Origin of the sequence: Kitasatospora griseola, assembly GCF_014648555.1 — a bacterium.
GTDB lineage: Bacteria > Actinomycetota > Actinomycetes > Streptomycetales > Streptomycetaceae > Kitasatospora > Kitasatospora griseola.
The window spans coordinates 490,493-516,742 of the sequence record NZ_BMRI01000001.1 but is presented as its reverse complement, the minus strand read 5'-3'; the positions used below and the strand labels follow the sequence as shown (position 1 = coordinate 516,742).

At 71.5% G+C, this 26,250-nt stretch carries 21 protein-coding genes, 2 tRNA genes and 1 riboswitch; of the genes, 16 read left to right on the top strand and 7 right to left on the bottom strand.

The window, feature by feature from the left end; genetic code table 11:
- Nucleotides 1–74 precede the first annotated feature (74 nt).
- The gene (gene pepN, locus IEZ12_RS02305) at nt 75–2,642 is read right to left on the bottom strand and encodes an aminopeptidase N (RefSeq protein ID WP_189270478.1); all 2,568 of its coding nucleotides are present in this window, start codon (nt 2,640–2,642) and stop codon (nt 75–77) included.
- A 188-nt stretch (nt 2,643–2,830) separates the two neighbouring features.
- On the opposite strand from pepN, the gene IEZ12_RS02300 reads away from it, so the two are divergent.
- Nucleotides 2,831–3,466 carry a mycothiol-dependent nitroreductase Rv2466c family protein gene (locus IEZ12_RS02300; protein WP_268250226.1) on the top strand — a complete coding sequence of 212 codons (636 nt, stop codon included), beginning with the start codon at nt 2,831–2,833 and terminating at the stop codon, nt 3,464–3,466.
- Nucleotides 3,467–3,523: 57 nt separating this feature from the next.
- On the opposite strand, the gene IEZ12_RS02295 is transcribed toward IEZ12_RS02300, so the two are convergent.
- On the bottom strand, nt 3,524–4,924 hold the full coding sequence (locus tag IEZ12_RS02295) for an amino acid permease (RefSeq protein WP_189270476.1): 1,401 nt from the start codon (nt 4,922–4,924) through the stop codon (nt 3,524–3,526).
- A 280-nt stretch (nt 4,925–5,204) separates the two neighbouring features.
- On the opposite strand from IEZ12_RS02295, the gene IEZ12_RS02290 reads away from it, so the two are divergent.
- Nucleotides 5,205–5,801, top strand: coding sequence for a biotin transporter BioY (locus IEZ12_RS02290; RefSeq protein WP_189270475.1), 597 nt, complete (start codon nt 5,205–5,207; stop codon nt 5,799–5,801).
- A gap of 69 nt (nt 5,802–5,870) precedes the next feature.
- Entirely contained in the window at nt 5,871–6,356 is a 486-nt protein-coding gene (locus IEZ12_RS02285; protein WP_100585677.1) for a ribose-5-phosphate isomerase, read from the top strand.
- 67 nt (nt 6,357–6,423) lie between these two features.
- Here the strand turns inward: IEZ12_RS02285 and IEZ12_RS02280 are convergent, their stop codons facing one another.
- Nucleotides 6,424–7,677, bottom strand: coding sequence for a GNAT family N-acetyltransferase (locus tag IEZ12_RS02280; protein WP_189270474.1), 1,254 nt, complete (start codon nt 7,675–7,677; stop codon nt 6,424–6,426).
- A gap of 187 nt (nt 7,678–7,864) precedes the next feature.
- Between IEZ12_RS02280 and IEZ12_RS02275 the strand changes: the two genes are divergently transcribed.
- The 3 genes from IEZ12_RS02275 (at nt 7,865) to IEZ12_RS02265 (ending at nt 11,173) form a co-directional block, all read left to right on the top strand.
- Nucleotides 7,865–9,076: a PP2C family protein-serine/threonine phosphatase gene (locus tag IEZ12_RS02275; RefSeq protein WP_189270473.1), complete on the top strand. Its 1,212-nt coding sequence runs from the start codon at nt 7,865–7,867 to the stop codon at nt 9,074–9,076.
- A 388-nt stretch (nt 9,077–9,464) separates the two neighbouring features.
- Nucleotides 9,465–9,659, top strand: coding sequence for a hypothetical protein (locus IEZ12_RS02270; protein ID WP_043913995.1), 195 nt, complete (start codon nt 9,465–9,467; stop codon nt 9,657–9,659).
- 372 nt (nt 9,660–10,031) lie between these two features.
- Nucleotides 10,032–10,187, top strand: a riboswitch (cyclic di-AMP (ydaO/yuaA leader).
- Nucleotides 10,188–10,189: 2 nt separating this feature from the next.
- The gene (locus tag IEZ12_RS02265; RefSeq protein WP_189270472.1) at nt 10,190–11,173 is read left to right on the top strand and encodes a M23 family metallopeptidase; all 984 of its coding nucleotides are present in this window, start codon (nt 10,190–10,192) and stop codon (nt 11,171–11,173) included.
- Nucleotides 11,174–11,390: 217 nt separating this feature from the next.
- Here the strand turns inward: IEZ12_RS02265 and IEZ12_RS02260 are convergent.
- Nucleotides 11,391–11,464 (bottom strand) — tRNA-Gly (locus tag IEZ12_RS02260).
- Nucleotides 11,465–11,614: 150 nt separating this feature from the next.
- Here IEZ12_RS02260 and IEZ12_RS02255 point away from each other — a divergent pair.
- The 5 genes from IEZ12_RS02255 to clpX all read left to right on the top strand — a co-directional run bounded on the left by IEZ12_RS02255 (nt 11,615) and on the right by clpX (nt 16,402).
- Nucleotides 11,615–11,688 (top strand) — tRNA-Pro (locus tag IEZ12_RS02255).
- A gap of 204 nt (nt 11,689–11,892) precedes the next feature.
- Nucleotides 11,893–13,278 (top strand): trigger factor, encoded by a 1,386-nt coding sequence (gene tig / locus IEZ12_RS02250; protein WP_189270471.1) that lies wholly within the window; start codon nt 11,893–11,895, stop codon nt 13,276–13,278.
- A 234-nt stretch (nt 13,279–13,512) separates the two neighbouring features.
- Complete coding sequence (locus IEZ12_RS02245) at nt 13,513–14,130, top strand: ATP-dependent Clp protease proteolytic subunit (RefSeq protein WP_100586005.1); 618 nt, start codon at nt 13,513–13,515, stop codon at nt 14,128–14,130.
- A 44-nt stretch (nt 14,131–14,174) separates the two neighbouring features.
- Entirely contained in the window at nt 14,175–14,837 is a 663-nt protein-coding gene (locus IEZ12_RS02240; protein WP_043913990.1) for an ATP-dependent Clp protease proteolytic subunit, read from the top strand.
- Between the two features lie 278 nt (nt 14,838–15,115).
- Entirely contained in the window at nt 15,116–16,402 is a 1,287-nt protein-coding gene (gene clpX, locus IEZ12_RS02235; RefSeq protein WP_189270470.1) for an ATP-dependent Clp protease ATP-binding subunit ClpX, read from the top strand.
- A 93-nt stretch (nt 16,403–16,495) separates the two neighbouring features.
- On the opposite strand, the gene IEZ12_RS02230 is transcribed toward clpX, so the two are convergent.
- Together IEZ12_RS02230 and IEZ12_RS02225 are read right to left on the bottom strand one after the other, a co-directional pair.
- Entirely contained in the window at nt 16,496–17,302 is an 807-nt protein-coding gene (locus IEZ12_RS02230) for a hypothetical protein (RefSeq protein WP_052509562.1), read from the bottom strand.
- 39 nt (nt 17,303–17,341) lie between these two features.
- Complete coding sequence (locus IEZ12_RS02225; protein ID WP_189270469.1) at nt 17,342–18,382, bottom strand: hypothetical protein; 1,041 nt, start codon at nt 18,380–18,382, stop codon at nt 17,342–17,344.
- 149 nt (nt 18,383–18,531) lie between these two features.
- Here IEZ12_RS02225 and IEZ12_RS02220 point away from each other — a divergent pair, with 149 nt between their 5' ends.
- On the top strand, nt 18,532–21,171 hold the full coding sequence (locus IEZ12_RS02220) for a valine--tRNA ligase (protein WP_189270468.1): 2,640 nt from the start codon (nt 18,532–18,534) through the stop codon (nt 21,169–21,171).
- Between the two features lie 276 nt (nt 21,172–21,447).
- Nucleotides 21,448–21,966 carry a hypothetical protein gene (locus IEZ12_RS02215; RefSeq protein WP_100585685.1) on the top strand — a complete coding sequence of 173 codons (519 nt, stop codon included), beginning with the start codon at nt 21,448–21,450 and terminating at the stop codon, nt 21,964–21,966.
- A gap of 63 nt (nt 21,967–22,029) precedes the next feature.
- Here IEZ12_RS02215 and IEZ12_RS02210 read toward each other — a convergent pair whose 3' ends face one another.
- Complete coding sequence (locus tag IEZ12_RS02210; RefSeq protein ID WP_189270467.1) at nt 22,030–23,574, bottom strand: chitinase; 1,545 nt, start codon at nt 23,572–23,574, stop codon at nt 22,030–22,032.
- Between the two features lie 175 nt (nt 23,575–23,749).
- Between IEZ12_RS02210 and folC the strand changes: the two genes are divergently transcribed.
- The 3 genes from folC to ndk all read left to right on the top strand — a co-directional run bounded on the left by folC (nt 23,750) and on the right by ndk (nt 26,005).
- Nucleotides 23,750–25,144, top strand: coding sequence for a bifunctional tetrahydrofolate synthase/dihydrofolate synthase (folC, locus tag IEZ12_RS02205; protein WP_189270466.1), 1,395 nt, complete (start codon nt 23,750–23,752; stop codon nt 25,142–25,144).
- Nucleotides 25,145–25,150: 6 nt separating this feature from the next.
- Nucleotides 25,151–25,507, top strand: coding sequence for a DUF4233 domain-containing protein (locus IEZ12_RS02200; protein WP_043913983.1), 357 nt, complete (start codon nt 25,151–25,153; stop codon nt 25,505–25,507).
- Between the two features lie 84 nt (nt 25,508–25,591).
- Nucleotides 25,592–26,005: a nucleoside-diphosphate kinase gene (gene ndk, locus IEZ12_RS02195; protein ID WP_043913981.1), complete on the top strand. Its 414-nt coding sequence runs from the start codon at nt 25,592–25,594 to the stop codon at nt 26,003–26,005.
- The last annotated feature ends 245 nt before the right edge of the window (nt 26,006–26,250 follow it).

Below are 26,250 nucleotides of genomic sequence, written 5' to 3'. Positions count from 1 at the left end.
CGCCCGCCGTACGGCAGAAGGCCCGGCCCCCGTTCCAACTCGGAGCGGGGGCCGGGCCGTTGTGCGCGGGTGGGCTACTGGACGTCGCAGGCCTGGGCGCGCAGGGCGCGGTCCAGGTCGTCGCGGCACTCCAGCACCAGGCGGCGCAGCGCGGGCGCGGCGTCCTGGTGGGCGGTCAGCCAGGCGTCGGTGGCCGCCAGGGTCTCGGGCGTGGTCTGGTACTGCGGGAAGAAGCCGCCGACGATCCGCATCGCGATCTCGATCGAGCGGTCCGCCCAGATCGACTCCAGCATCGCGAAGTACGGCTCGGCGTAGCCGGCCGTCAGCTCGCGCTGCCCGGCCTGGCCGAAGCCGGCGATCTGCGCCTCGACCAGGGCGTTGGGCAGCTCGTCGGAGTCGACCACGGCGCTCCAGGCCGCGGCCTTGGCCTCCGGGGTGGGCAGCGCGGCCAGGCACTGGGTGTGCTGGCGGCGGCCGCTGGCGGTGTTGTCGCGGGCCAGTTCGGCGGCCAGCTCCTCGGTGCCGGCGTCGCCGTTGGCGGCGAGGGCCAGCCAGAAGCTCCAGCGCAGTTCCTGGTCCACCGTCAGGCCGTCGATCCGGGCGGTGTCCTCCAGCAGGCCGCGCAGCAGCTGCAGGTGGTCGGCGCGCTCGGCGGTGTCGGCCAGGAATCGGGCCCAGGCGAGCTGGTGGTCGCTGCCGGGGGCGGCCTGCGAGAGCTCGCGCAGCGCGACCTCGGCGAGCGCGGTGCCGTACTCGGCGCGGCGGGCCGGGTCGGCGTACAGCTCCAGGGCGGTGCCGGCCTGCTGGTGCAGGGACTGCAGCACGCCGATGTCGGACTCCCGGCCGGCGAAGCGCTGCACCAGGTCGAGGTAGTCGCGGGTGGGCATCAGCCCGTCCCGGGTCAGGTTCCACACCGCGGACCAGGCCAGCGCCCGGGCCAGGCCGGTCTCGCCGGTGAGGTCGCCGAGGCCGGTGCGCAGGGTCTCCAGCGAGCGCTCGTCGAAGCGGACCTTGCAGTACGTCAGGTCGTCGTCGTTGAGCAGCACCAGCGCGGGCAGGGAACGGCCGGCCGCGTCGGCGACCACGGTGCGGGCGCCGGTGACGTCCAGCTCGTAGCGGTCGGTGCGGCGCAGCGCGCCGTCCTCGGCGAGGTCGTACAGACCGACCGCGATCCGGTGCGGGCGGATGACCTCGCCGTCCTGGCGGATCGCCAGTTCGGTGATCCGGCCCTCGGCGTCGTAGGTGATCTCGGGGGTGAGGGTGTTGACGCCGGAGGTCTGCAGCCAGGCGGCGGACCAGCTGCGCAGGTCGCGGCCGCTGGTCTCCTCCAGGGCGTCCAGCAGGTCGCCGAGGACGGTGTTGCCGAAGGCGTGCTTCTTGAAGTAGCGGCGGGCGCCCTCGAAGAACGCGTCCCGGCCGACGTAGGCGACCAGCTGCTTGAGGACGGACGCGCCCTTGGCGTAGGTGATGCCGTCGAAGTTGAGCTTGGCGTCCTCCAGGTCGCGGATGTCCGCGGTGATCGGGTGGGTGGTGGGGAACTGGTCCTGCCGGTACGCCCAGGCCTTGCGGCGGTTGGCGAAGGTGATCCAGGCGGCGCTGTACTTGGTGGCCTCGATCTGCGCGAAGGAGCCCATGAAGTCGGCGAACGACTCCTTCAGCCACAGGTCGTCCCACCACTTCATGGTGACCAGGTCGCCGAACCACATGTGCGCCATCTCGTGCAGGATCACGTTGGCGCGCGCCTCGTAGGCGGCCTCGGTGACCTTCGAGCGGTAGATGAACTCCTCGCGGAAGGTCACGCAGCCGGGGTTCTCCATCGCACCGATGTTGTACTCGGGGACGAAGCACTGGTCGTACTTGCCGAACGGGTACGGGTAGTCGAACTCGTCGTGGAAGAAGTCCAGGCCCTGCTTGGTGACGGTGAGGATCTCGTCGGCGTCGAAGTAGGGGGCCAGCGACCGGCGGCAGGTGGCGGCGAGCGGGATCTCCAGCACGCTGCCGTCGGCCAGCCTGCGCGAGTAGTGGTCGCGCACCACGTGGTACGGGCCGGCCACCACGGCGGTCAGGTAGGTGGAGATCGGCTCGGTCGGCGCGAACTCCCAGGTGCGGGCGGCGCCGTCCTCGGTGATCCTCTCGTGCACCGCGTTGGCGTACACGTCCCAGGCCGCGGGAGCGGTCACCGTGAAGCTGAACGGGGCCTTCAGATCGGGCTGTTCGAAGTCGGCGAACACCCGGCGGGCGTCGGCCGGCTCGTAGTGGGTGTACAGGTAGGTCTCGCCGTCCACCGGGTCGACGAAGCGGTGCAGGCCCTCGCCGGTGCGGCTGTAGGCGCACTCGGCGACCACCGTCAGCTCGTTGTGCGCGGCGAGCTCCGGCAGCGCGACCCGGGCCCCGTCGAACACCTCGGCCGGGTCGAGCCGGCGCCCGTTCAGCTCGACGGAGACCACCTCGGGGGCGAGCAGGTCGGCGAAGCTCGACGCGCCCGGGGTGCTGCAGTCGAACGAAATCCGGGTGGTGGAACGGAAGGTGGGTCGGCCGGGGTCGGCCGCCGCACTCACGTCCAGGTGGACGCGGTAGCTCTCCACCCGGATGATCCCGGCCCGGTCTCGGGCCTCCTCACGGCTCAGGTTCTTGCCCGGCACGGCGGTACTCCTCTGTACGGAACACACGGCTTTCGGAGTGTTCATGGCACCCCGTCGGGGGCAATCCTTTCACGCCCTCCCCACGGTGCCATTGCACTGGGCGAGGAATCATCACGGCCGGGTCCGGGTTGCAGCTCCGCGGGGGAGACCCCGCACCGCTCGACCGCCGATTCATGGGGACACCGCACGTGAGCACTGCCGACAGCCGCAAGACCGCCGACTTCTGGTTCGACCCGATCTGCCCGTGGGCCTGGATGACCTCCCGCTGGATGCTGGAGGTCGAGCGGCTCCGCCCGGTGGACGTCCGCTGGCACGTGATGAGCCTGTCCGTCCTCAACGAGGACCGGGACGACGTGCCCGAGCAGTACCGCGAGCTGCTGGCCGCCGGCTGGGGCCCGGTCCGGGTGCTGATCGCCGCCGCCGAGGCGCACGGCGAGGAGGTGCTCGGCCGGCTCTACACCGAACTCGGCCTCCGCTTCCACAACCAGGGCCTGCCCAACACCCGGGAGACCGTGGTCGCCGCGCTCACCGCCGCCGGGCTGCCCGCCGAGCTCGCGGACGCCGCCGACACGGACGCGTTCGACGAGCAGCTGCGCGCCTCCCACCGGGAGGGCATCGGCCTGGTCGGCGAGGACGTCGGCACCCCGGTCATCGCCGTGGAGGGCCCGGACGGCGACCGGGTCGCCTTCTTCGGCCCGGTCGTCACCCCGACGCCGCGCGGCGAGGCCGCGGCCCGGCTCTGGGACGGCACGCTGCTGGTGGCGTCGACGCCCGGCTTCTACGAGATCAAGCGCACCCGCACCGCGGGGCCCTCGTTCGAGTAGCCGGGCACGGCGGAGCCCCCGCACCCGCTCCGGGGTGCGGGGGCTCCGCCAGGTGCGTCAGACCGCCGGTCGGCGGCTGCGCAGGTGGCCGACGACCGCCAGCGCGACCGTCAGGCCGGCGGTGAAGTACAGCTGGATGCGGTTGGCGGAGTCCATCGTCATCAGCACCAGGACCACCGCGATCGCCGCCAGCGCGGCGTACGTCAGGTACGGGAACGCCCACATCCGGACGGGGAGCTGCGCCGCGGGCACGTGGCGGCGCATCCGGAGCTGGGCGACGGCGATGAAGGCCCAGACCACCAGGACGGCCGCGCCGACCATGTTGAGCAGCCAGGTGAAGACCGTCTCCGGCCACCAGTAGGAGAGCAGCACGGCGAGGAACCCGAACGCGCAGGACGCCAGCACCGCGCGCCGCGGGACGCCGCCGGACAGCCGGGCCATCGCCCGGGGGCCGTGGCCGCGGGCGACCAGCGAGTGCGCCATCCGGGACGAGCCGTAGATGTTGGCGTTCATCGCGGACAGCAGCGCGATCAGCACCACCACGTTCATCAGCTGCGCGGCGCCCGGGATGCCGAGGGTCTGCAGCACGGCCACGTAGGGGCCGGGCCGGACCACGGCCGGGTCGTCCCACGGCACCAGGGTGACGATCACCGCCATCGAGCCGACGTAGAACAGGGCGATCCGCCACATCGCGGTGCGCACCGCGAGGGCCACGCTGCGCCGGGGGTTCTCGGACTCGGCGGCGGCGATGGTGACGGTCTCCAGACCGCCGTACGCGAAGACCGAGGCGAGCAGGCCGGTGACCAGCCCGCTCGCGCCGTGCGGCAGGAAGCCGTGGTGGCCGGTCAGGTTGTCGGCGCCGGGGGAGGCGGTGCCGGGCAGCAGGCCGAGCACGGCCAGCACGCCGATCACCAGGAAGGCGCTGATCGCCAGCACCTTGATCGCGGCGAACCAGAACTCGAACTCGCCGAAGTTGCGGACGGCCGCCAGGTTGGTGGCGCAGAAGAACGCCATGAAGATCGCGACCCAGGCCCAGGACGGCACGGCGGGCAGCCAGCCGGAGACGATGCCGGCCGCACCGATCGCCTCCACCGCGACGCCCACGCACAGCAGCACCCAGAACAGCCAGCCGACGGTGAAGCCGGCCCACGGGCCGATCTCCCGGTCGGCGTGCACCGAGAACGAGCCGGAGGCGGGCCGGGCCGCGGACATCTCGCCGAGCATCCGCATCACCAGCATCACCAGCAGCCCGGAGGCGGCGAAGGCGAGCACCACGGCGGGGCCGGCGGCGGCGATGCCGGAGCCGGAGCCGACGAACAGGCCGGCGCCGATCACTCCGCCGAGCGCGATCATCGACAGGTGGCGCTGCTTGAGTCCGTGGGCCAGGCCGGTGTCCTCGGCCGCGCCGTCGACGGCCGGCCGGGCGGTCGCCTTGGCGGTGGGGGGAGTACGGGTCATGCGGAGGGTTTTCCAGACTGTGTGACGGTCCGACCATTTCGGAGGGATCTGTCCACTATTCGGCATGTGACGTGGACGCCCCAACCGGGACCGGCATCCGGACGCCGTTCCGACGGACAGTGACGGCGGAGCCACCGTGAGCACCCGGTGAGGGCTTGGTCACAGGCCGGACCCGACAAGCCCGGCCCGGTCGGCTTTGTCGTGCCCCGACGCGGTGGCGGAGCCCTGACAGCGCGTAGGTTCACAGATGATCCATTCCGTCGGAATCCCGGGAGCAGCCATGGCCATCGCCGCGTCGACACCGTCCACCGCCGTCCTTGCCGACCTGCTGCCGCAGGCGTCCACCCGGATCGGCGCGCGGACCCGCGACCTGGCCCTGGTGGTGGGCGGCGCCGCGCTGACCGGCATCGCGGCCCAGCTGTCCGTCCCCGTGCCGGGCTCGCCGGTGCCGGTGACCGGACAGACCTTCGCCGCGCTGCTGGTCGGCACCGCGCTCGGCGCCCGCCGCGGCGCCGCCGCGCTCGGCCTCTACCTGGCGGCCGGCGCGGCCGGCCTGCCCTGGTTCGCCGAGGGCGCCTCCGGCGCGGGCATGGCCACCTTCGGCTACGTGATCGGCTTCGTGCTGGCCGCCGCCCTCACCGGCGCGCTGGCCCGCCGCGGCGCCGACCGCAGCCCGCTGCGCACCGCCGGCGCGATGGCGCTCGGCAGCCTGGTGATCTACGCGGTCGGCGTGCCGTACCTGGCGTTCGCCCTGGACGTCCCGCTGGCCAGGGCCGCAAGCCTCGGCATGTACCCGTACCTGATCGGCGACGCGCTGAAGATGGCGCTCGCGATGGGCGCCCTGCCGCTCACCTGGAAGCTCCTCGGCCGCCGCTGACGACCCGTCCGAACCGGGCCCGCCGCCCCTGCCGGGGCGCGGGCCCGGTGGCATGTCACACTCGTGTCCATGCGCGTCTACCTGGGCTCCGACCACGCCGGATACGAACTGAAGAACCACCTCGTCGAGTGGCTGAAGGAGGCCGGGCACGAGCCGGTCGACTGCGGCCCGCACATCTACGACGCCGAGGACGACTACCCGCCGTTCTGCCTGCGGGCGGCCGAGCGCACCGCCGCCGACCCCGAGGCGCTGGGCGTGGTGATCGGCGGCTCCGGCAACGGCGAGGCGATCGCCGCCAACAAGGTCAAGGGCGTCCGCGCCGCGCTGGCCTGGAGCGAGCAGACCGCCGCCCTCGGCCGCGAGCACAACAACGCCAACGTGATCTCGGTCGGCGGCCGGATGCACACCCTGGACGAGGCCACCAAGTTCGTCGAGATCTTCCTCAACACCCCGTACAGCGGCGAGCCCCGGCACACCCGCCGGATCGAGATGCTCTCCGAGTACGAGACCACCGGCGAGCTGCCGCCCATTCCGGCGCACCACCCGCAGGGCTGATCCGGCCACAACGCACCGCGCCCGCCCGGGAGTTGCTCCGGGCGGGCGCGCGTCTTCCGGCAGCCGGTCAGAAGCCGTGCGGCAGCCAGGGCTCCAGCCCCGAGCGGAACGCCGCCGACACCGGCTCCAGCACACCCGGCCGCAGCTCGTGCACCAGACCCGCCGCGGCCAACGCCGTCAGCGAGGTGCCGCCCAGGTAGGCCGAGCCCAACTCGCGCACGTCCAGCGCCAGATCGGCCGGCTCGTCGGTCGGCACGCAGGAGGCCGGCTTACCCGGCGAGGCCGTCAGCCGCCAACGGCCCGCGTTCCACGGGCAGAACGCGTCGGTGACCTCCAGCACCGCGTCCACCGGCTGCGCCCAGCCGCGCGCCCCGAGCGCCTTCGGCAGGTCCACCAGCCGCACGAACATGGCGTCCACCATCCGGGGCGTCAGGTGCCGGACGTCCGACACCAGGTGCAGCAGCGGGTCGTCCGCCGGCAGGTTGAACGCCTCCACCCGCTCCGTCAGGTCCAGGTCCAGCAGGAACTCCCACAGCCGGGCGTACACCCAGGGCTGCTCCGCCTGCACCGCGCGGACCCGGACCACGCCGGCCGCGCCGCGCTCGTTCCAGTCGTCCTTCACCGCGTACCGCGCGTAGCCGAGCAGCTCACCGGTCTCCGGGTCCTCCGCCAGCACCGACTGCAGCGGGGAGAAGCCGCTGCGGGACTCCGGCGCGTCCAGCACCGGGAGCTTCTCCCAGCCGGGCTGCCGCAGCAGGGTGCCCGGGCGGCGGGTGGCGAGGCGGGCGTACAGCTCCTCGCAGCGCGCCAGTTCGGCCGTCGGATCGGCCAGCCGCAGCACCAGCTCGCCGCGGCGCTCCGGCGTGTGCACCTTCACCCGGCCGCGGAGCATCGACACCACCGCCTTGCGGGTGCCCTGCCCGTAGCCGAACCGCCCGTAGATCGCCGGCTCGGACGCCGTCAGCACCGCCAGCGACTCCCCGGCCGCCCGTACGTCCGCCAGCAGACGGCGCATCATGGCGGTCAGCGCGCCCCGGCGCCGGTGGGTGGGCAGCACGCCCACCATCGTCACGCCCGCCGCCGGGACCACCGCGCCGCCCGGCACCACCAGTCGGAAGCTGAACGCCGAGCCGCCGCCGACGATGCGCTCGCCCTCGCAGATCGCCAGCGAACGCTCCACCTCCGTCAACTCGTGCCACAGCGCGCGCTCCGCGGGGGCCTCCCCGCTGCCGCCGAAGGCCACGTCCAGGGTGCTGTACCAGGTCTCCCACTCCTCGGCGCGCAACGGTCGCAGGGTCAGTTCGGGGTGTCGAATCGTCATGAGGCCCTGCCTACCACCCGAACCGGAAGCGTGCGACCGATTTGTCGCGCCCATGCCGTGCTCCGGTCTCCGGTGCTCCCCGTCGCGGCGCTCGCGGCCGAAACCCACCGGAGAGTGCCGCTCCCGTTGCACTCGGTGCCACCCGGGCCGTCGACGCGGGCACCGCCGGTGGATAAGGTCGGTCCCCATGGCCGACAGCGCGCGCACCGGAGCGACGGGCCGGGGCGGCAGACCGCCCCGCGAGCCCGTGACGGCCCGGCTGCGCGCTGCGCTGTACCGGGCCCGACGCAGGCTGCGCCGCACCGGCGTCGACTACTTCCGCGGTGACGGCGCCGACTGGTGGGCGTTCGCCGCCCTCGCCCTCGCCGTGCCCGTGCTGGTACTGCTGAACATCGCGATCCCCGACTGGGCCCCACCCACCGCCCTGGTGCTGCCGGTGCTGGCCGGCGCCCTGCTGCTGCGCCCCGGCACCCTGGTGCTGCTGTACGCCGTCGCGGCGGGCGGGCTGATCGCCGAGTCCCTGGTGCACACCGGGGAGCGCGTCGCCAGCGCGCAGCCCGAGGCCTACACCCACGGCGTGACCCCGGGTGCCGCCCTGGTGGTCGGCGCGGTCGGCGTCGCCGGACTGCTGGTCGCCCAGTTCCGCCGCCGGATCGGCGTGCCCTGGCGGGGCGGCTCCACCATGCTGTTCGACCTGCGCGAGCGGATCCGGGTCCAGGGCCGCATCCCGCAACTGCCCGACGGCTGGCACACCGACACCGCGCTGCGCCCGGCCGGCGGCCAGTCCTTCTCCGGTGACTTCATGGCCGCAGCCCGCACCGGCCCCGGCGGGCGGGTGCTCGAAATCGTCCTCGCCGACGTCTCCGGCAAGGGCATGGACGCCGGCAGCCGCTCGCTGCTGCTGTCCGGCGCCTTCGGCGGACTGCTCGGCTCGCTGCCCGCCCACGACTTCCTGCCCGCCGCCAACGGCTACCTGCTGCGCCAGGACTGGGCGGAGGGCTTCGCCACCGCCGTCCATCTGGTGGTGGACCTGGACACCGGCGAGTACGAACTGCTCTCCGCCGGGCACCTGCCCGGCATGCACCGCCTCGCGGGGGCCGGTTACTGGGAGGTCAAGGAGGCCGAGGGCCCGCTGCTCGGCGTCTACGACGAGGCCAAGTTCGAGGGGGTGCGCGGCACCCTCGGCCCCGGCGACGTCCTGATGCTGTGCACGGACGGCATGGTGGAGATCCCCGGCCGCGACCTCGCCGAGGGCATGGACCGGCTGATGGGCGAGGCCGACCGGCTGGTCGCCGCCGCACCGGCGGCGATCCGGTCCGGGGCCGCGGTCCGGCTGATCGACACCGTCGCCAAGCACGTCAACGACGACCGCGCGGTGCTGCTGATCTGGCGCCGCTGAACCCGCGGCGAGTGCAGACCCGGTGAGCGCGGAGTGTCCACGGAGTGTCAAACCCGGGCGTTGATCTTCGGCCAATTCCGGTGCGGTGTCCGGGCCTGCCGGTGACCCCGGATCTGCCTGCCGGTTTACCGCGCCGGCCTGCGCGGACCGCCGCCCGCCGACGGACCGTCAGAACCCGTCCGCTATCGTCGCGGTCGGCGAAAATCAGTCCTACCAGGCGGGTTCGGGCGCAGGAGCCCCGGGCAAGTTCTTTACGCACTCCGCACGAGCGACCACACTGAGTCCGGATGGAGTGGTGGGGACACGGGGGGCTGGGGCCGGTTTCCGCCTGGGAGCCATCGCCGGCTTTCACCCGAACCCCCGCCACGAATCGAGGAAGTGAGTCCCGGTGGCCTTCTCCGTCTCCGCGCTTGTCCTGTTCGGCATCATCGTCGCGATCTTCATTCGCAACAAGCAGCTGAAGTCCGGGCACGCCATCGTCGCCGCCCTGTTCGGCTTCATGCTGAGCCAGTCGACCATGGCCGGCCCGATCCAGCAGTTCCTCACCTCGGTCTCCAAGGCCATCGCCTCGATCGCGGGTTGACGCCGCGTCGGCTCTCCGGCGACACGCCACGACGGGCGGGAGGCACCCCCGCGCCGTCCATTCGGCCTGCCCGCAGGTGACCAGGGTCACCCACGGCGTCACGCCGGGTCCACGACCGAACGCGCACGGTGGCCGAAGTCGCCCACCGTGCGGGGTTCGTGTGCGCACCGTCATGATCCCGTACGCGCACCGCAGCGGCCCGGTCGACACCGCGTGACCTGGTGGACCGTCAGCCCCTTCCCGATCTTGGGAACGGGGCCGGTCGGCGTTTGCCAGCCTCGCGGGCCGTGGGATTTGCTTCGTCCGCAGCCCGGCCAGTGACCGGGCGGGCCACCGGACGGAACGCCTAGTCCTGCCGTCGTCCGGTGCCGACCAGATACCACGCCACGGCAGGAGCGGGGGAACCACAGGTAAGTCGCCGGGCCCGGGAACATCCGGGAACGGCTCGGGGTGAAGCCGCAGTTCTGCGGCCGGGCAACTCTCGCCCGAACCCGACAGCTCACCTCGCAGGCGTCGGAGAGGAATGCTTCATGTCCGTTCAGGGCAAGCACCGCAAGCCGCGCCTGGCCACCGTCGCCCGCATCGCCATCGCCGCCGGTGTGGCCGGCGCCGCGATCGGTCTCCCGGTCACCGCCGCCTCCGCGCACACCGCCACCGAGCAGGGCGCCAACCGCCCGGCGTCCCAGGTCTCGACGGACGCGACGCCGGTCGCCTCCGCGCACGACTACCGGGTCGTCTCCGGCGACACCCTGTCCAAGATCGCTGCCGCGCAGCACGTGGACGGCGGCTGGGAGAAGCTCTACCAGGACAACCACTCCGTGGTCGGCGGCAACCCCGACCTGATCTTCCCCGGCCAGCAGCTGACCATCAACGGCCAGGCCGCCGCCCCCGCGAAGGCCCCGGCCGCCAAGTCCACCTCCTCGGACACCGCCGCGAAGCCCGCCGCCGCGCCGAAGCCCGCCACCAAGCCGGCCGTCACCGTCACGAAGCCGGCCGTCGCCGACACCGCCAAGACCCAGCAGGCGGCCCCGGCCCCGAAGGCGTCGACCCCGGCTCCGGCCGTCACCACCGTGCCGGTCGCTCCGGTCGCCGCGACCACCAGCGCCAACGCCGCGTACGTGGCCCCCGCGCCGGGCAAGGTCACCACCGGTTACAAGGTGGCCGGCTCCAACTGGTCCAGCGGCTACCACACCGGCATCGACTTCCCGGTCGCCACCGGCACCAGCCTCAAGGCCGTCGCCGCGGGCACCGTGGTCTCGGCCGGCAACGGCGGCGCCTACGGCAACCAGGTCGTCATCAAGCTGGCCGACGGCAAGTACGCCCAGTACGCCCACCTGTCCTCGATCTCCGTCTCGGCCGGCCAGGCCGTGACGGCGGGCCAGCAGATCGGCCTCTCCGGCGCCACCGGCAACGTCACCGGCCCGCACCTGCACTTCGAGATCCGCACCACCCCGGACTACGGCTCCGACATCGACCCCGTCGCCTACCTGGCGGCCCACGGCGTCAACGTCTGATCCACGCCTCACCCCCCGAAGGCCCCGCGCAGCCACCCGGCCGCCCGGGGCCTTCGGGCTGCCCGGGGTCCGGCGCTCCGGGCGGGCGGCCGGGGTGCGGCAGCGGGTGTGACGGAGGGGTGTGACAGAGGGGTGTGGCCGGGCGCGTGGTCGACGGGGTGACCGGCCGGAACGCCAACGGCCCCGACTGCGTGGGCAGTCGGGGCCGTCGGCCTGCTGGAGCGGGTGACGAGAATCGAACTCGCGTGACCAGTTTGGAAGACTGGGGCTCTACCATTGAGCTACACCCGCAAAGGCGTACCCGCACCGCAGTCGCGGTGGCGAGGACTGGATCAGGGTACCTGGTCGCGCCGGTGGATTGCACACTTCTTCCGCGTTGTCGGCTCGCGGATATCGCCCCGGTCGAGGGGTGGCCGACGTGTACTCTTCTGCTCGGCACCACGGGGTGTGGCGCAGGTTGGTAGCGCGTCCGCTTTGGGAGCGGAAGGCCGTCGGTTCGAATCCGGTCACCCCGACCGTGCGGCAGGGTCTCGTCGGTGGGCGGGGCCCTGTTGTCGTTGTGGGCGCGGGTTCGGGGGGAGTCGTCCCGACCTGCACCCGGTGCCGGGCGCAGTCGCTTTCGTGGTACCGGTAGGATGGACCGCTGGCGGTAGTACGGACAGCATTTCAGCCCCAACCGCCTATCGCCCTGACCGCAAGCCCCCCTAGGAGACCCAACCGTGAAGAGCGCCGTCGAGACTCTGAACCCGACCCGGGTTCGACTCACCGTCGAGGTGCCCTTCGAGGAGCTCAAGCCCAGCCTCGACGCGGCGTACAAGAAGATCAACCAGCAGGTCACCGTCCCGGGCTTCCGCAAGGGCAAGATCCCGAACCGGGTCATCGACCAGCGCTTCGGCCGTGGCGCGGTGCTGGAGGAGGCCGTCAACGACGCGCTTCCGCGCTTCTACACGCAGGCCGTCGACGAGGGCCAGATCGACGTGCTGGGCCAGCCGGACATCACCGACATCGCCGGTGTCGAGAACCTGGCCGACGGCGGTGACCTGAAGTTCACCGCCGAGGTCGACGTCCGTCCCGAGGTCACCCTGCCGGACTTCACCGAGATCGCCGTCGTGGTGGACCCGGTCGAGGTCACCGACGAGGACATCGAGAAGTCGCTGCAGCAGCTGCGCGAGCGCTTCAGCTCCGTGAAGGACGTCGAGCGCGCCGCCGCCGAGGGCGACGTCGTGGTCGTCGACCTCGAGGCCAAGGTCGACGGTGAGGTGCCGGAGGACGGCACCGCCACCGGCGTGAGCTACGAGATCGGCTCCGGCCGCCTGCTGGACGGCATCGACGAGGCCGTGGTCGGCCTGTCCGCCGGTGAGGCCAAGACCTTCACCACCACCCTCAAGGGTGGCACCCAGGCCGGCCAGGACTCCGAGGTCACCGTCACCGTGACCACCGTCCAGGAGAAGGAACTCCCCGAGCTGGACGACGAGTTCGCGCAGCTCGCCTCGGAGTTCGACACCCTGGAGGAGCTGCGCGGGGACTCCCGCAAGCGCCTTGAGCGGATGAAGGAGTTCGACCAGGCCACCCAGGCCCAGGAGAAGGTCCTGGACGAGCTGCTGACCCGGGTCGAGATGGACTACCCGGAGAAGCTGCTCGCGGACGAGATCGGCACCCGCAAGCACAACCTGGAGCACCACCAGCTGGAGCCGATGGGCCTGACCCTCGACACCTACCTCGCCTCCCAGGACAAGTCCCGCGAGGACTACGACCAGGAGACCGAGGAGCAGGCGAAGAAGGGCATCAAGACCCAGTTCGTCCTGGACCAGATCGTCAAGAACGAGGAGCTGGGCGTCAACCAGGAGGAGCTCACCGAGCACCTCATCCGTCGCGCCGCCGGCTCCGGCATGACCCCGGACCAGTTCGCCCAGCAGGTCGTCCAGGGCGGCCAGGTCCAGCTGCTGGTCGGCGAGGTCGCCCGCGGCAAGGCGCTGGCCCTGGTCGTCGAGGCCGCCAAGGTCACCGACACCAACGGTGAGGTCGTCTCCTTCGAGGACGAGGAGGAGGAGGCCGCCGAGGCCGCCACCACCGAGGCCGCCGCCGAGGAGACCACCGAGGCCTGAGCCTCGTAACCGCCGGGAATCCGGCGGAACGCAGCACCGGGACGGGCCCGGGCACCGCATGGTGCCCGGGCCCGTCCGCGTCGGGCCCGGTCACCCTGCGCTCACAGCGAACAGTTCTGCGTGGGGGATTCAGCGGCGGGGCCTGCGCGTTAGGGTCGGTGGACAGCGACACACACGCAGATCGACTGAGCAGGTGGCTAAGTGACGTTCCCGCAGATGCAGATGCCTGGCCCGATGGCACCGCACGCCGCCGGCGGCGACGTGGGCGGCGGCCTGGGCGACCAGGTCTACAACCGGCTGCTCAACGAGCGCATCATCTTCCTCGGCCAGCAGGTCGACGACGACATCGCCAACAAGATCACCGCCCAGCTCCTGCTGCTCGCGGCGGACCCCGAGAAGGACATCTACCTCTACATCAACTCCCCGGGCGGCTCGATCTCGGCCGGCATGGCGATCTACGACACCATGCAGTACATCAAGAACGACGTGGTGACCATCGCCATGGGCATGGCCGCGTCGATGGGCCAGTTCCTGCTGACCGCGGGCGCCAAGGGCAAGCGCTTCTCGCTGCCGAACGCCAACATCCTGATGCACCAGCCCTCCGCGGGCCTCGGCGGCTCCGCCACCGACATCCGGATCCAGGCGGAGCAGCTGCTGCGCACCAAGAAGCGGATGTCGGAGCTGATCGCCCAGCACAGCGGCCAGTCCTTCGAGCAGATCACCGCGGACTCCGACCGTGACCGCTGGTTCACGCCGGAGGAGGCCAAGGCGTACGGCCTGATCGACGAGATCATGCACAGCGCCGCGGACGTCCCGGGCGGCGGCGGCACCGGCGCCGGCCAGGCCGGCTGACCGGCATCGGAACCCAGACCGCACGCTTCGGAGGACCAGAGAACATGAACATCCCCAGCCTGTCCGGTGCCAAGGCCCGCCTGGAGGACATGCGGGCCGAGGGCCGCTACATCGTCCCGCGGTTCGTCGAGCGCACCTCGCAGGGCATCCGCGAGTACGACCCGTACGCCAAGCTGTTCGAGGAGCGCATCATCTTCCTCGGCTCGCAGGTGGACGACGTCTCCGCGAACGACATCATGGCGCAGCTGATCTGCCTGGAGTCGATGGACCCGGACCGGGACATCTCGCTGTACATCAACTCGCCCGGTGGCTCGTTCACCGCGCTGACGGCGATCTACGACACCATGCAGTTCGTGAAGCCCGACATCCAGACGGTCTGCATGGGCCAGGCCGCCTCGGCCGCCGCGGTCATCCTGGCCGCCGGCACCCCCGGCAAGCGGATGGCGCTGCCGAACGCCCGGGTGCTGATCCACCAGCCGTACACCGAGACCGGCCGCGGTCAGGTGTCGGACCTGGAGATCCAGGCCAAGGAGATCTTCCGGATGCGCGAGCAGCTGGAGACCATGCTGGCCAAGCACTCCAACAAGGAGGTCGAGCAGGTCCGCGAGGACATCGAGCGCGACAAGATCCTCACCGCCGAGGAGTCGCTGGAGTACGGCCTGATCGACCAGATCATCTCGACCCGCAAGAACTCCTACATGGAGTGATCGCTCGCCCCGGGGCGGTGCGTACGTGACGTACGCCCCGCCCCGGGGCGTTCCGGTCGGGGCCGCCGCCCCGGCACAATGGCTGTCGGGTCATGCACCCGCGACGGCATCTGTTCGGTATCAATTCGCCCAGGGCGTAGGGCAGAGCGGCCGAAGTCGACGGAAACAACGGCTCGGCAGAGTACCGTCGGATACCAGACCGACCGCCGACGGCGAAGCCGGTCTCACAGCACCAGGCCCCGACCCCCGCGGGGCCCCTGGCGAAGGGGAAGCACCTCGTGGCACGCATCGGAGACGGTGGCGACCTGCTCAAGTGCTCGTTCTGCGGCAAGTCGCAGAAGCAGGTGAAGAAGCTGATCGCCGGGCCAGGCGTGTACATCTGTGACGAGTGCATCGACCTGTGCAACGAGATCATCGAGGAGGAGCTCGCCGAGAGCTCCGAGGTGCGCTTCGAGGAACTCCCGAAGCCCCGCGAGATCTACGAGTTCCTGGACCAGTACGTGGTCGGCCAGGACCTCGCCAAGAAGGCGCTGTCGGTCGCGGTCTACAACCACTACAAGCGCGTCCAGGCGGGCGAGGCCGGTCGTTCCGGCTCCGGCCGGGACGACGCGATCGAGCTGGCCAAGTCGAACATCCTGCTGCTGGGCCCGACCGGCTCCGGCAAGACGCTGCTCGCGCAGACCCTGGCCCGGATGCTGAACGTGCCGTTCGCGATCGCGGACGCCACGGCGCTGACCGAGGCCGGCTACGTCGGCGAGGACGTCGAGAACATCCTGCTGAAGCTGATTCAGGCGGCCGACTACGACGTCAAGAAGGCCGAGACAGGGATCATCTACATCGACGAGATCGACAAGGTCGCCCGCAAGAGCGAGAACCCGTCGATCACCCGGGACGTCTCCGGCGAGGGCGTGCAGCAGGCCCTGCTGAAGATCCTGGAGGGCACCACCGCCTCGGTGCCGCCGCAGGGCGGGCGCAAGCACCCGCACCAGGAGTTCATCCAGATCGACACCACCAACGTGCTGTTCATCGTGGGCGGCGCGTTCGCGGGCCTGGAGCGGATCATCGAGGGCCGGGCGGGCGCCAAGGGCATCGGCTTCGGCGCCACCATCCGCTCCAAGCGCGAGCTGGACGCCTCGGACCACTTCCGTCAGGTGATGCCGGAGGACCTGGTGAAGTTCGGGATGATCCCGGAGTTCATCGGCCGACTGCCCGTCATCACCAGCGTGCACAACCTGGACCGCGAGGCGCTGCTGCAGATCCTCACCGAGCCGAAGAACGCGCTGGTGAAGCAGTATCGCAAGCTGTTCGAACTGGACGGCGTGGAGCTGGAGTTCACCCGGGACGCGCTGGAGGCGATCGCCGACCAGGCGATCCTGCGGGGCACCGGCGCGCGCGGTCTGCGGGCCATCATGGAGGAGGTGCTGATGTCCGTGATGTACGAGGTGCCGTCCCGTCAGGACGTCGCCCGCGTGGTGGTCACCGGGGACGTGGTCTCCAAGCACGCCATCCCGACCCTGGTCCCGCGCGACACGATCAAGCGCGAGCGCCGGGACAAGAGCGCCTGACCCGGGCGCCACGACGGCGCCACGACGGGACACGAAAGCGGCCCCGCACCGGTGAACGGTGCGGGGCCGCTTTCATGTCCCGTGCGGCACAGGCTACTTGGGGACCTCGGAGAGCTTGCGCAGCTCCTGGGTGTCGGCGATGATCTTGTCCTTCGAGACGCCGGAGTCGCTGGAGCCGTCGAGCTCCAGGACGACCACCACGGACGAGCTGTCGGCCCACACGCAGATGCCGCCCTGCTCGCCGGCGATCTCGGTGGTGCCGCAGGACAGCCGGCCGCCCAGCGGGCCCGGGTCGACGTCGCTGCGGTCCTTGATGCCGTCGCCGCCGGCCGAGAAGCTGCTGAACGCCGCGTCGACCTGCTTGGACGGGAGCAGCACCTTGCCGGTCATGCCGGACACCAGCAGCATCTTCTGCTGGTCCGAGGAGCGGTAGATGGTGCTGACCGGCTCGGCGTTGGTGAACGAGTTCTTGTCCTCGCCGAGGCCGCTCTGGAGGGTGCTGGACAGGCGCTTGGCGTCCGCGTCCTCCGGGTCGCTCTTCAGGTCCTTGAAGGACTGCGGCAGGACGACCTTGTTCTTGCCGGTGTTCGACGCGGTGTCGTAGATCAGGTAGCCGATCGTGGCGGCGCCGCCGAGGACCACCGCGGCCACCACGGACAGGCCGATCCACAGGCCCTTGCGGGACTTCTTCGCCATCGGCACGCCGGGCGGGTAGCCGCCGGGGGCGCCGGGCGGGAAGCCCGGCGGCGGGACGGCGCCGCCGCCCCACGCCTGCTGCTGCGGCGGCACGGGCTGGCCGTAGCCACCCTGGGGCGCGCCGGGCGCGCCCTGCGGGGGTATCGGACCGTCCTGGGGCGGGCCGAAGCCGGGCTGCGGCGGGCCGAACTGGTTGTCGGACACGGGGGCTCCGTTCGAGCGTGAAGTGTGCTGCGGTGAGGCTTACTTGGCGACGGTCGCGGCGTCGCGGAGCTGACGCGTGCGGGCCGCGGCCTCGGTGGTGTTGATGGTCTTGCCGGTCGAGTCCATGGAGACGAACGCGACCACGCCGATGGTGGAGTGGCTGGCGAACATGCAGATCGGGACGCCGATCGAAGCCTTGCCGCTGCCGGTGTCCGAGGAGCCCACGCCGCAGCGGAGCTTGGCGCCCGGGTCGGTCGGGTCGCTCGCGTCGACGTCCGCCAACTCCTGCTTCCAGACCGGCTTGTCCTTGGCCGAGCCGTCGCCCTCGTTCAGCTTCTGGGTGGCGGTGTCGAGCGCCTTGGCCGGGTCCGGGACCTTGCCCCAGGAGCCGCTGAAGCTGGCCACGTCGGTGGCGGTCTTCTGGTACGTCGCGGTGAGCGAGCCCTCGAAGGTGCCGACGCCGTCCAGGCCCTTCAGCTCGCCCTTCTCGGAGGCGTTCTTCTTGGTGTAGCCGGCCGCGCTCTCCGGCGCCGCCAGCTTGTACTTGCCCTCGGTGTCCGAGCCCTTGCCGCCGCTCAGCGCCCACCAGCCGACGCCGCCGCCCACTGCCAGCACCAGGACCACCACCAGGGCGATGATCCCGCCCTTGCCCTTGGACGGGGCGGGCGGCGGCGGGTAGCCGCCGTAGCCGGGCTGACCGGGCTGACCCGGCTGCTGGGGCATGCCGCCCCACTGCTGCTGGGGCGGCACCTGCTGCGGGTAGCCGTAACCGGGCTGCCCGGCGGGCGGCTGGGGTGCGCCGTAGGCCGGCGGCTGCTGCTGGGGAGCGCCGTAGGCAGGCGGCTGGGGTGCGCCGTAGGCCGGCGGCTGCTGCTGCGGGGCGCCGTACGCGGGCGGCTGGGGTGCGCCGTAGGCCGGCGGCTGCTGCTGGGGAGCGCCGTACGCGGGCGGCTGGGGTGCGCCGTACCCCGGCGGCTGCTGCTGCGGGGCGCCGTAGCCGGGCGGCTGCGGAGGAGCGTCGTACGGCTGCTGCGGCTGTCCCTGTGGATACTGCTGCGGTCCCTGACCCTGGCCGTACATGCGTCTTGGTTCTCCCCCGCCGCCTCTGTTGCGCGGCCCCGTCCGATCGAGTATGCGGGCACGCTACCGTACGGCCCCCCCGCCGCGCCCGCATGGTCGGTGCACTGTCGGGTCACGATCGGTGTTCCGGCTTCCGTAAACTGTGCGTCGTGACCGACACGACGAACCAGCGCCCCGAGAGCTCGAAGCCCGGGGACGAAGCAGCCACCCTCCCGACGACCTACGCCCCGGCCGAGGTAGAGGGCGTGCTGTACGAGCGCTGGGTGGAGCGTGGCTATTTCACCGCCGACGCGAAGAGCGACAAGCCCGCGTACACCATCGTCATTCCGCCGCCGAACGTCACCGGCGCGCTGCACCTGGGCCACGCGTTCCAGCACACGCTGATGGACGCGCTGACCCGCCGCAAGCGGATGCTGGGCTTCGAGGCGCTCTGGCTCCCGGGCATGGACCACGCGGGCATCGCCACCCAGAACAAGGTGGAGCAGCAGCTCGCCGAGTCCGGCCTGTCCCGGCACGACCTGGGCCGCGAGGCCTTCGTCGAGAAGGTCTGGGAGTGGAAGGAGAACTACGGCGGCCGGATCCTCGGCCAGATGCGCCGTCTCGGCGACGGCGTGGACTGGTCGCGCGAGCGGTTCACCATGGACGAGGGCCTGTCGCAGGCCGTCCAGACCATCTTCAAGAAGCTCTTCGACGACGGCCTGATCTACCGGGCCGAGCGCATCATCAACTGGTGCCCGCGCTGCCTGACCGCGCTGTCCGACGTCGAGGTCGACCACAAGGACCTCCCCGGCGAGCTGGTCTCGATCCGCTACGGCGACGGGGACAACTCGATCGTGGTCGCCACCACTCGCGCCGAGACCCTGCTCGGCGACACCGCGGTGGCCGTCCACCCGTCCGACGAGCGCTACGCGCACCTGGTCGGCCGGACCATCAAGCTGCCGCTGACGGACCGTGAGATCCCGGTCGTCGCCGACGAGCACGTCGACCCCGAGTTCGGCACCGGCGCCGTCAAGGTGACCCCGGCGCACGACCCGAACGACTTCGCCATCGGCCAGCGCCACAACCTGCCGAACCTGACCGTGATGGACGAGCGCGGCACGATCACCGTGCACGGCCCGTTCCTCGGCCTGGACCGGCTGGAGGCCCGCTCCGCCGTGGTCGGCGCGCTGCGCGAGCAGGGTCGCATCGTCGCCGAGAAGCGCCCGTACGAGCACGCGGTCGGCCACTGCTCGCGCTGCCACACCGTGGTCGAGCCGCGGCTGTCGCTGCAGTGGTGGGTCAAGGTCGAGCCGCTGGCCAAGGCCGCCGGCGACGCCGTTCGCGACGGTAAGGTCGAGATCCACCCGAAGGAGCTGGAGCGCCGCTACTTCGACTGGGTCGACAACATGCACGACTGGTGCATCTCGCGCCAGCTGTGGTGGGGCCACCGGATCCCGGTCTGGTACGGCCCGGACGGCGAGGTGATCTGCGTCGGCCCGAACGAGGAGCCGCCCACCGGCGAGGGCTGGGTCCAGGACCCGGACGTGCTGGACACCTGGTTCTCCTCCGGCCTGTGGCCGTTCTCCACCCTCGGCTGGCCGGAGAAGACCCCCGAGCTGGAGAAGTTCTACCCGACCGACGTCCTGCTGACCGGCCACGACATCATCTTCTTCTGGGTCGCCCGGATGATGATGTTCGGCCTGTACGCGATGGACGGCGAGATCCCGTTCAAGACGGTCGCGCTGACCGGCCTGGTCCGCGACCAGTTCGGCAAGAAGATGTCGAAGTCCACCGGCAACGCGGTCGACCCGCTGGACTGGATGGACGCCTACGGCGCCGACGCCGTCCGCTTCACGCTGGCCCGCGGCGCCAACCCCGGCGCCGACGTGCCGATCGGCGAGGACTGGGTCAAGGGCTCCCGGAACTTCTGCAACAAGATCTGGAACGCCACCCGCTTCGCGCTGATGAACGGCGCCACCGTCGAGGGCCCGCTGCCCGCGCCGGAGGAGATCACCGCCGCAGACCGCTGGATCCTGTCCCGGCTGAACGCCACCATCGCCGAAGTCGACGCGCTGTACGAGGACTTCGAGTTCGCGAAGGTCTCCGACACGCTGTTCCACTTCGCCTGGGACGAGGTCTTCGACTGGTACGTCGAACTCTCCAAGACCACCCTGGGCAAGGGCGGCGCGCAGGCCGACCACGCCCGCCGGGTGCTCGGCGAGGTGCTGGACGTGACGCTGCGCCTGCTGCACCCGATCGTCCCGTTCGTCACCGACGCGCTGTGGACGACGCTCACCGGCGCCGAGTCGGTGGTGATCGCCGAGTGGCCGAAGGACTCCGGCTACCGGGACGCCGACGCCGAGTCGGAGATCGCGCAGCTCCAGCAGCTGATCGTGGAGATCCGCCGGTTCCGCGAGGCCCAGGGCCTGCGCGACACCCAGAAGGTCCCGGCGCAGCTGGAGCTGGCCGGCCACCGGCTGGAGGCGCACGAGGCGGCGATCCGCTCCCGGGTGCGGCTGACGCAGCCGGAGGAGGGCTTCCACGCCACCGCCTCGCTGCCGATCGCCGGCACCACCGTCTCGCTCGACCTCTCCGGCACCATCGACGTGGCGGCCGAACGCAAGCGCCTGCAGAAGGACTTGGCGGCGGCCGAGAAGGAGAAGGCGCAGAGCAACGGCAAGCTCGGCAACGAGGCCTTCCTGGCCAAGGCGCCGGACGAGGTGGTCGCCAAGATCCGCACCCGGTTGGAGGCCGCCGAGGCCGACATCGCCCGGATCACCGCCCAGCTCGCGGCGCTGCCGCAGGGCTGACCGCGCGTCAGGAAGGGTCGCCGCTCCCGCATCGCGCGGGCGGCGGCCCTTCGCCTTTCCCGAGTTGGCCCCGACGGCTTGTCAATTCCCTTGGCCGCGCGTCGTCGTAACGGTTTCGCTGCGGCTATTCGTCCGGTATTCCCGGCAATTGGCGCACTCCGCCAAAGGGAATACAACGGGTTGCCGCCCCCCGCGCGTTCAGCGAACTTCGCACATCGAATGTGTACGGTGGGCGGAGTTCCCATTCGGGCGGGGCATCGAACGGAGGGCAGACGCATGGTGGCGACCAGGGAGTTGGCCGACGAACTTCCGATGGAAGAGGTGGAGGCGGCCAAGGCCCGGGCGGCGACCCTCCTGCTGGCATTCCGGCACGGAAACCAGCTCGCCTTCGACACCGAACTCGACCTGCTGCTCGCCGAGGACGCCGAGCGCGAGACGACCACCCTGCTGGTGTGGATCGCCGCCGAGGCGGTCCGCAAGGCCTACGCCCCCGACGTCGCCGACCGGGTGCTGCGCGGCCTGGCCCGGCGCGCCCCGTACGGCGCCTGCGAGGTCGCGGTGGACGAGGAGGCGGCGAGCGCCGCGCTGCTGCTGGAGGCCGTCGCGGACGGGGACGTCGCCGCGGTCCGCGCCCTGGTGGCCGGTACGGCCGACACCACCTACCTGCTGGGCGGCCTGGTGCAGGCGGTGGCGATGATGCTGCCGCTGCTGCCGGACGGCGAGGCCGAGGAGATCGCCGCCGAACTGCGCCGCCGCCACGCCGCCCGACTGCCCACGCCCCGCGTCACGACGTGACGGATCGTCACTGCCGGGGCCCGGCGCGGAACCTCCCGCGCCGGGCCCGGTGCTGACCCGTCGTTACGGCATGGCGTGCAGGTGGGAGCCGACGGTGCCCGCGATGCCGCCGCCCGCGAGGGCGTCCCAGTTGGTGGACCAGGTCATCGCGCCGCCGATGCCCGGCCAGGTCTTCGAGGGCTTGAAGGAACCGCAGTTGGTGCCGGCGGCCAGGCAGTCCAGGGCCGCGTTCACGGTCGCCGGGCTGGTGTAGCCGCCGCCGGCCGCGCTGGTCGAGGCGGGCACCCCGAGGCCGACCTGGCTCGGGTCGAGGCCGCCCTGCAACTGGATGCAGGCCAGGCCGGTGAGGAAGTTCTCGGTGCCCTGCGAGTACACGCCGCCGTCGCAGCCGAGCATCGCGCCGGAGTTGTAGTACTGCATGTTGACGATGGTCAGGATGTCCTTGGTGGCCAGCGCCAGCTTGAAGTACTCGGTGCCGGTGGACTGCATGTCGATGGTCTGCGGCGCCATGGTGAGCACGAACCCGGTCCCGACCTTGGCCGCCAGGGTGTGCAGCGCCTGCGCCATGTAGGTGGCGTTGACGCCGTTCTCCAGGTCGATGTCGATCCCGTCGAAGCCGTAGGTCTGGATCAGGCTGTACGCGGAGTTGGCGAAGTTGCTCGCCGCGGCCGAACTCGCCACCGAGATCGTGCCGTTCTGCCCGCCGACCGAAATGATCACCTTCTTGCCGGCCGCGTGCTTGGCCGCGATGTCGGCCTTGAACTGGGCGTCGGTGTAGCCGTTCAGCTTCGAGGACAGCGCCGGGTCCAGGGTGAAGGAGATCGCGCCCTGGGTGCCGGTGGCGTCCGCGAAGGCCACCGCGATGATGTCGTACGCCGCCGGGACGTCACTGATCCGCTGCGGCGTCGCCCCGTTGTAGAAGTTCTGCCAGTAGCCGGTCAGCGTGTGCTTCTGCCTGGGCGGCTGCGTGGTGGTCGAGCTGCTCGGCGACGGCGACGAGGAGGTGGACGTCGACGGGGACGGCGAGGCGGAGTCGGACGGCTTCGGCGACACCGAGGACGAGCCGGAGGCGGACGGGCTGGGCGAGCCGGTGCCCGGGCCGACCATCGTCACCTTGTCCACCAGGTACGCGGACTGGCCGTACCAGCCGTGGAACCACACCTGCACCGAGGTGGTGGCGGCGCCCGTGGTGAAGGTGCTGCTGAGCGTGTTCCACCCGGTGTTGGAGCTCCAGGTGGACGGGTCGGTGCCGCCGGTGCCGGTGGCGCCCAGGAACACGTACGTGCCCTGCACCGCCGCGGACAGGGTGTACGTCGAGTTGGGCAGCACGGTGACCTGCTGGCTGCAGTTGGCGTAGTCCGAGCCGGCCGGGGCGCCCTGCAGGTCCCAGCCGGTGGCGGAGTTGTTCACCGCGGTGACGGTCGGGCCGCAGGTCCACGGCGCGATGTGGTTGCCGGCCGAGAAGTCGCCGTTCTGGATCACGTCCACGTTCGCGGCGGTGGCCGTGCCGGTGCCGGTCAGCACCATGCCGACCAGGGCCAGCGCGGCCGACAGCAGCCCGGCGAGCAGGGCCCGCGCGCCGCGCGGGTGTCGATGTGGTGCACGCATGCCATCTCCATGTGGGGGAGTGTCGATGGGGGTGCGGTGCGGGGGAGCCGAGGAGCGGGACGAGCGACTCACACGGTGGAGTAGACCAATTCCGCTGTCAAGAGGGCCCGGGCCGGTTCGCCGGCCTCCGGGGTGGCCGTCGGGGCCCGGCGTCGGGAGTCCTTAGACTGGCGGGGTGAGCGACAAGGCCGAGCCCAACCCCTACACCGTCCGTCCCGCCGACGCAGGCGGCACCGACTCCGAACTGCGCGCCGTCGAGGCGGAGCTGGCCACCCGCTGGCCGGAGAACAAGCTGGAGCCCTCGCTCGACCGGATCGAGGCGCTGATGGACATCCTGGGCCAGCCGCAGCGCTCCTACCCGTCCATCCACATCACCGGCACCAACGGCAAGACCTCCACCGCCCGGATGATCGAGCAGCTGCTCGGCGCCTTCGAACTGCGCACCGGCCGGTACACCTCCCCGCACGTGGAGTCCGTCACCGAGCGGATCAGCCTGGACGGGGCGCCGATCAGCCCGGAGAAGTTCGTCGAGACCTACCGCGACATCGAGCCGTACGTGCAGATGGTGGACGCGGCGCAGCCGGTCGCGATGTCCTTCTTCGAGGTGCTCACCGGCATGGCGTACGCGGCCTTCGCGGACGCCCCGGTGGACGTCGCGGTGGTCGAGGTCGGCATGGGCGGCTCCTGGGACGCCACCAACGTGATCGACGCCCAGGTGTCGGTGATCACCCCGATCGGCCTGGACCACACCGACAAGCTCGGCGACACCACCGGCAAGATCGCGGTCGAGAAGTCCGGGATCATCAAGCCGGGCGCGCTCGCCGTGGTCGCCCAGCAGCAGCTGGACGCCGCCGAGACCATCCTGCGCCACGCCGTCGAGGTGGACGCCACGGTGGCCCGCGAGGGCATGGAGTTCGGCGTGTTGCGCCGCGAGGTCGCGGTCGGCGGCCAGCTGGTCACCCTGCGCGGCCTCGGCGGCCACGAGTACCAGGACCTCTTCCTGCCGCTGCACGGCGACCACCAGGCGCAGAACGCGGCCCTCGCGCTGAGCGCCGTCGAGGCGTTCTTCGGCGTCGGCCAGGGCGGCGCCGAGCACCTGGACGAGGACAAGGTCCGGCAGGCGTTCTCCGGCGTCTCCTCCCCGGGCCGCCTGGAGGTGGTTCGCCGCAGCCCCACCGTGATCCTGGACGCCGCGCACAACCCGCACGGCGCGCAGGCCGCGGTCTCCGCGCTCGGCGAGGCGTTCGGCTTCACCAAGCTGGTCGGCGTGATCGGCACCAGCGGCGACAAGGACGTCACCGGCCTGCTGGAGGCCTTCGAGCCGGTCCTGGCCGAGGTCGTCATCACCCAGAACTCCACCCACCGCGCGATGCCCGTCGACGAGCTGGCCGCGCTGGCCGTCGAGGTGTTCGGCGAGGACCGGGTGCAGGTCGAGCCCCGACTGGACGACGCCATCGACGCCGCGGTCACCCTCGCCGAGGAGGAGGACCTCGGCGGCGCCGGCGTCCTGGTCACCGGCTCCGTCATCACGGTGGGCGAGGCGCGCCTGCTGTTCGGAAGGAAGAAGTAGCCGCCGATGCGCACCCTGTGCTCCTCCACGCTGATCGGCGAGGCACTGCTGATCATGTTCGCCGGCCTGGTCGCGATGAAGCTGACCGACGTCGGCACCGGCGCCATCTGGGCGGTCAGCGGCGTCGCCATCCTGCTGTGCGTGCTGCTGTGCGGCGTGATCACCCGGCCCGGCGCGGTCTGGGTCGGCTGGGCGCTGCAACTCGGCGTGCTGGCCAGCGGCCTGGTGCTGCCGACGATGTACGCCTTCGGCGTGGTGTTCGGCGGCCTGTGGTGGTGCTCGGTGCACTACGGACGCAAGATCGACGAGTTCAAGGCGCAGCGCGCCGCGGCCGCCGAGGCGCCCGCCCCGGCCGCCGCCTGACCGGGCTGGGCGCGGGGGCGGCCTCCCGCCCGGGGTAGTGTCAGGTGCACACACCGCACCGCCGACCTCCTCAGGAGCCGCCCCGTGTCCCAGCGCACTCTCGTCCTGCTCAAGCCCGACGCCGTCAAGCGCGGCCTGGCCGGCGAGATCATCAGCCGGATCGAGCGCAAGGCCGGCTGGCGCTTCGCTGCGATGGAGCTCCGCACCTTCGACCGCGGCACCCTGGAGCAGCACTACGCCGAGCACGTCGGCCGCCCGTTCTACGAGCCGCTGCTGGAGTTCATGACTTCCGGCCCGTCGATCGCGCTGATCGTCGAGGGCGAGAACGTGATCCCGGGCATCCGTGCGCTGGCCGGCGCCACCGACCCGCTGCAGGCGGGCGCGGGCACCATCCGCGGCGACTATGCGACGATCACCCGCGAGAACCTGATCCACGCCTCGGACTCCCCGGAGTCGGCCGAGCGCGAGATCAAGATCTTCTTCCCGGCCCACGTCTGAGGACGCAGGGCGAGGACCCGGTAGGAGTCCTGCACGACCCCGGTGCCCCTGCCTCGGCAGGGGCACTTCGCCCAACTGGGCGTTAATCCTCAAATCACGGAACCCTACTCTCCGACACGGCGTCCCAATGCCAGGAGAAGCCGATCCGGCCCCGGAGAATGGGCGGCACGCCGTACCCGCCGCTCGCACTGTTCGGCGTGATTACGATGGACCCCAACTCACGGGCGCGGAGCGGCTGCTCAGCC